The organism is Methanomethylovorans sp. (genome assembly GCF_041305605.1).
GTDB lineage: Archaea > Halobacteriota > Methanosarcinia > Methanosarcinales > Methanosarcinaceae > Methanomethylovorans.
Genome location: NZ_JBFYLB010000058.1, coordinates 1 through 5,470 on the forward strand (window position 1 = coordinate 1; position 5,470 = coordinate 5,470).

The 5,470-nt window shown below is 40.3% G+C and carries 6 protein-coding genes; 4 read left to right on the top strand and 2 right to left on the bottom strand.

From position 1 onward, the window contains the following. The 3 genes from ACCM36_RS03780 to ACCM36_RS03790 form a co-directional block, all read left to right on the top strand. Positions 1-935, top strand: a 935-nt coding sequence (locus ACCM36_RS03780) for an NOP5/NOP56 family protein (protein WP_370572401.1), incomplete at its 5' end; no start/stop codon positions are given. Further along, positions 932-1,624, top strand: a complete 693-nt coding sequence (locus ACCM36_RS03785; RefSeq protein ID WP_370572402.1) for a fibrillarin-like rRNA/tRNA 2'-O-methyltransferase — start codon at positions 932-934, stop codon at positions 1,622-1,624. The genes ACCM36_RS03780 and ACCM36_RS03785, both read left to right, overlap by 4 nt. A gap of 486 nt (positions 1,625-2,110) precedes the next feature. After that, on the top strand, positions 2,111-2,323 hold the full coding sequence (locus tag ACCM36_RS03790; protein ID WP_370572403.1) for a hypothetical protein: 213 nt from the start codon (positions 2,111-2,113) through the stop codon (positions 2,321-2,323). A gap of 4 nt (positions 2,324-2,327) precedes the next feature. On the opposite strand, the gene ACCM36_RS03795 is transcribed toward ACCM36_RS03790, so the two are convergent. Together ACCM36_RS03795 and ACCM36_RS03800 are read right to left on the bottom strand one after the other, a co-directional pair. Then, positions 2,328-2,741, bottom strand: coding sequence for a hypothetical protein (locus ACCM36_RS03795; RefSeq protein WP_370572404.1), 414 nt, complete (start codon positions 2,739-2,741; stop codon positions 2,328-2,330). Positions 2,742-3,345: 604 nt separating this feature from the next. Next, complete coding sequence (locus tag ACCM36_RS03800) at positions 3,346-5,184, bottom strand: DUF2254 family protein (RefSeq protein ID WP_370572405.1); 1,839 nt, start codon at positions 5,182-5,184, stop codon at positions 3,346-3,348. A gap of 156 nt (positions 5,185-5,340) precedes the next feature. Here ACCM36_RS03800 and ACCM36_RS03805 point away from each other — a divergent pair. Beyond that, on the top strand, positions 5,341-5,470 hold a 130-nt coding region (locus ACCM36_RS03805), incomplete at its 3' end, for a nucleotidyltransferase family protein (RefSeq protein ID WP_370572406.1).

Sequence of the window (5,470 nt, forward strand, 5' to 3'; positions counted from 1 at the left end):
TTGATTGTGGTTTTGTTGAACTTGACGAGGATTACGACGTGCTGCTGCGGGAAGTATGCATAATAGCGGCAAAGCATCAGATATCCATGACAGATACCGATGATAAGCGCATCATCCAGGCTGTGGAGGCCATGGATGACATTGATAAAGCGGCCAACGAGCTTTCTGAAAGGCTTTCTGAATGGTATGGCGCGTATTTCCCGGAACTGGAGCTTACGGCAGAGTCCATGGCGAGGTTCGTGGCAAGGTTTGGCTCCCGGGAAAATGTGCCTGAAGATCATAACATGTTTGCAAAGGCCAGCAGTTCCATGGGTGCGGAGCTGTCGCTGGTGGATGAGGGTCTTTTACGCAATTTTGCAGCCAGCCTGTGTGGGGTTTACGATACCCGCAAGCAACTGGAACAGTACATCATGTCTAATATGGGTGCAGTGGCTCCTAATCTTACAAATATAGCAGGTGCTCCCCTGGGTGCAAGGCTCATCAGCCTTGCCGGAGGATTGGACAAGCTTGCGGCTTTTCCTTCAAGTACGGTGCAGGTCATCGGAGCCACCAGTGCACTTTTCAAGCATCTGAGATCCCGTGCGCCATCTCCAAAGCACGGAGTGATCTTCAATCACCCGCTGATCAAGGGTTCACCGTGGTGGCAGAGGGGTAAGATCGCTAGGGCACTGGCAGCGAAGATAAGTCTGGCGGCGCGTATGGATGTCTATGGCGGGAAACCTGACCCTTCGATCAAGGAAAACCTTGAGCGTAAGGTGGAGGCTATCAGGAAAGCTCACCCTGAGCCTCCTAAGAAACAGTCCACGAAGGTCACAAAGCCGGGTCCGGGAAGGGTAGGCGGCAGGCCAGCTAAGAAGCGCGGTGGTCAGAAAAAAGGTGGCATGAACAAAGGCAGCAAGAGCACAGGTGACAGATCGGGAGGCAGACCTGCATGAGCATTGAGCAGTTGTCAGACGGTATCTTTGAAGTGATCATGGAAGACAGGAAGATACTGGCCACACACAATCTCTTTCCCGGTCATAGCGTATATGGTGAGAGACTTATGGATGTGGATGGTGTGGAATATCGCCAGTGGGATCCGCACAGGAGCAAGCTCGGTGCTATGGTGCTCAAGAGTTTTGAGATTCCCATTGAGCATGATTCCCACGTACTGTACCTGGGGGCTGCATCCGGCACGACCGTGAGCCATGTCTCGGATATCCTGACCGATGGTCTGGTGTATGCTGTAGAGTTCTCTCCGCGCACCATGCGCGATCTTATCAAGCTCTGTGACCAGCGTCCTAACATCATCCCTCTACTCGCAGATGCCAACCAGCCCAGATCTTATGCTCATATCGTGGAAACTGTGGATGTTATTTTCCAGGACGTTGCTCAGCCCAACCAGGCTGAGATAGCCGTTCTTAACTCAAAATACTTCTTAGAAGAGGACGGCCATCTGATGCTTTCTATAAAATCCCGCAGCATTGATACTGTTGCCAGTCCCAAGAAAGTATTTAAGGACGAGGTCAAAAAGCTGGAAGGCGACTTTGGCGTGGAATTCGAGGTGTTGCAACGCAAAGAACTGGATCCCTTCCACGAGGACCATCTGGGCGTGCTGGCGCGGATGTTCGTGGATGAGGATTAAGGTCAGGAAAAATTTTGAAAAAGGGAATAATTAGATTATTCTCTCCTGCCTAATAAGAATGCCAGTTCCAGGACCGCAAGCCTTCTATGAAGGGCTGGATATGTGGTTACAGGAACGTAAGAACACTGATACGCTAATATAAGCGAAATGGGAGAATCAATAATCAAAAGTTCGGTTAGTCCAATATTGGAAACACTGGAGAGAACAGCTAAGATACAAGTTTCTATGATCCTTTTTTATCATTCATATTTCACAAATGTTATGTATTTCATTTTTACCACCACCTAAAAAAAGAACATTGCACGGGATACTGATTATGTCGTGATGTAGTACATCATAATATGGTGTACGAATGCTTACGAATCCCATGAACAAAACGGTGATGAGTAAAGAGTGTCTAATAAGAGCACAAAAGGAGATGAGTGAACGTATACTGTATATGTAAGGCTATATGATAGTGATAATAATAGATTATATTCGTTTGATGTGGATCAAATAGAGGGTTTTGCTATTTCTCCGGGAAGTGTTGCAATAAGCACTGTTCATGGGCACGTTTTCTCTATAGTCCCTGACACCGATATTGTTGTTTCGCATATCGGCTTTGCAAAAAAAATATCAGAACAAAATGGAGTCCCGGTAATATTGGATCTAACAGGAAGTGTACCGAAAATAGAGAAGCTTAGATTACCCCAAGAGTGAGCTGCTACCATATTTTCCACCATGGCCGGGCTTTCCTGGGTCCTTGTATGGCCTTTTGATTAATGAGTGTTTGAACCTGCAGCATATAATTATTATGCATATCCTTGAGATCTTGAAGATCCTTCTTTAACGTGCTGTTGTGTTCTTGTAGCTCATTACATCGTGTATGAAGCTGGATATATTCTCCTGGATCTGGAGCTTTAAGGATCTGTTCTTTCAAAGTTTTATTTTCGGCATGCAGTAATTGAATATCCTTGATGTATTCTAAATTATCCTCGCTGGATCCTTTTGTATCCTGGAATAGCATTTCTAATCCTTTAATAATGGCTTCTGTAGTACTGCTATATCCTGCAGATACTACCTTCTCATACAGTTCTATGGGTATCCAGGCATTGATTTTTCTTTTATCTTCAGGCATTACAGGACAAGGATATGTTTAGGATATATTTGTATCTTGTTGTATCCACAGGATGCTCCCGGGTGAACGAACAGATTCAAAGCTATGAGTTTTTGCTATGGAAAAAGTGACACTAGTCGATTGTAGAGGTTCTGGGTGAAGCACTTAGCTGGAGATTTTTTAAAAATGGCCACACCTTTGTTACACCAGGCCAGCAAATTGTGGAGAATTCTGGTATGCTTCCTCTGATTCAATTGATATATTGTTTTTCTGCAACATTCCCAATACATATGCCTGTTATCATTGCAGCAGCCATTTCCAGATGGGTTTGACAATTATTTTCCTACCATCCATCTTTTATATCATCAGTAAAGATTTGGTTTTTTCTATTTGGTCTAGCAGGCCAAATAATAGGCAGTTTATTTGGTCTAGTAAACCACATTAGTCAGATGATATTGATTTTTCTATGCTTTGTACTTAGAAATCTGAAAATAATGCTTCTTCGAAGAGGTCAAAAAATGGAAGTGACTTTGGAGTGGAGTTCGAGGTGCTTCAACGCAAAAAACTAGATTCTTTCAGCGAGGACCATCTGAGAGTGCTGGCACGGATGTTTGTGAATCAGGAATTAGGTATCAGTTATTTCTTTTTCGTATGTTTCTATTTTCATGATAGAAAGTAAAATTATCTGTATTAAATTCTCGTATTTGTTTGTTGGACTTTCTTTCATTTTCGTAGCAAATAAACTAAGAATTCTTTTCGTTTCCTCTCCAACTTTTCCCCTACCTACGCCTACTTTTATTACTTCTAAATCTCCAATGTCTCTTTCCACCCTGCTTCTAATCTCTTTTAAACTATATTCCAATCCTCCTTTAGCCGATTCAATTCCAATATATTCTAAACTATCTATTATATCTTTCAACACTTTCTCTTCCGTAGACTCTTCGATTGCTTTTATCCCAATATTTTCAAGCGCTTTCACTATTGTCCATGTGACATCTCCATACTTTTTTTTGGGCAAATTGATGGCAGTATTATTTAGTATTTCTACAATCATCAATAAAATATCTAAAAAATTGTTTTTTGCAGCTTGAGCTCCTATATTTCCAAGCGCTTCCATAGTCCATGAAGTTGTTATATCGCTTTCTTGTTCTAATGATACAGTTCCCTTATTTTTCAGTATGCTTACAGCCTCAGAAGCAACAGTTGGAAAGCCCTCTTTGAGAGCTTTTATACCTATATAGCCTAATGTTACAGCAACCTCTCCTGAGAAGATTTTAAGATTTCTTTCAATCGCTTGTGTCCACAATTCTTCTAATCTTTTTACAACATTAAGAACAGTTTTTCCAAGCTTATTTTCTGCTGCAGTAATTGATATATTTTTTAGTCCTTTTACTGCTGCTTGTGCGGAGGCTTCAAATTCTTGCTTTTGAATCGCTTCTTTAGTCAGATCTGTTAATTTTGTTACAACATCAAATGTTATTTTTAGTTCATTTTTTGCTGCTCTTTTACCCACTTCTCCAATAGCTGTAGCAACTTTGCTAAAAGAATATTTACGCCCATTTTCTATTGTTTTAATACCAATTTCATAGAGACTAATGATTATATTCCTAACAAAGATTTCTTTTTTCTTGTTAGCTCCATATATTCCAAATTCCGCTATATGTTGTATAATGTAGTCTATTATTTTTTCTTCTTCATTTTCTTCTAAGGGATTTTCAAGTATGACAATGGTATTTTTCTTAATCACTTTTAAACCATTTCTTACAGTTTCGTAGTCATTTCTTTCAAAAGCACTATTCATTATGTCAATAATTGGCTGTACAGGGTCTTTCTCAATGATGTCATCACTGTCTTTCAACGCTTCTAAAATATTCTCTTTGGTTATGTCTTTCTCTAACCATTTGATAGCAGTCGAAATTTTCAGTAACTCAAGAGTACTCCATATGTAAGGTATCAGACATATAAATGCAAAGAAACCCAAAAAATAAGCTACATAAATAGCAGTCTCCATGGTGATATCTGCAACACCAATGTCTATGACCTTGAGTAAAGCAAGACCATAGAAAATGACAACAATGTAGATACCGATAAGTATCAACATATCAGGATTTCTTCTATAGAACTCTATGATTCTGGTAGAATGCGATTCGGCTGCAAATTGTATTGCTATTAGGCTGAGAGAGACCACAAGTGCGATGGTAGCTGCAAGGCTTTGTACAAGGGCGCTGATGAGGTAGCGCTCGTTATCGAAGAAGCCCATGTTCCTTAATTCAGTGGTGTTGTATTGAGAAAAAATAGTGTTATTTGAAGTGTCTAAAATTAGCATACAGATTATGACTGATAGAAATATCAATGCCAGGGAAAAAAACAGAATACAATAGAAATAGATTCTATCTGACCATGATGAACTCTCAAGGTGTTTATCCATATATTTACAGTATTCATTCCAATATTTCTGTGGCATTCCATTCTAATAACAGTTTCAAGAAATATAAGATTATTGAAATGAAACAGAGAACTTATACATATGAAAAATGACATATAGCACAGAAATACATATCTTGAGATGGAAATGCCAGCTAATACGGATGTTGAAACTTACAGAAAAAAGCTCCATGAGATGTTGCCGGAGTTGAAAAAGGATTATAATGTAAGTTATATCGGAATATTCGGGTCATATGTGCGTGGTGAGCACACCCCGGAGAGTGATCTTGATCTGCTGGTGGAGTTCAGTAAGACTCCTACTATTT

What these genes read in the sequence shown, in the direction of transcription:
- ACCM36_RS03795 (WP_370572404.1), bottom strand. Translation starts at nt 2,741, where the DNA reads ATGCCTGAAGATAAAAGAAAAATCAATGCCTGGATACCCATAGAACTG.
- ACCM36_RS03785 (WP_370572402.1), top strand. Translation starts at nt 932, where the DNA reads ATGAGCATTGAGCAGTTGTCAGACGGTATCTTTGAAGTGATCATGGAA.
- ACCM36_RS03800 (WP_370572405.1), bottom strand. Translation starts at nt 5,184, where the DNA reads ATGCCACAGAAATATTGGAATGAATACTGTAAATATATGGATAAACAC.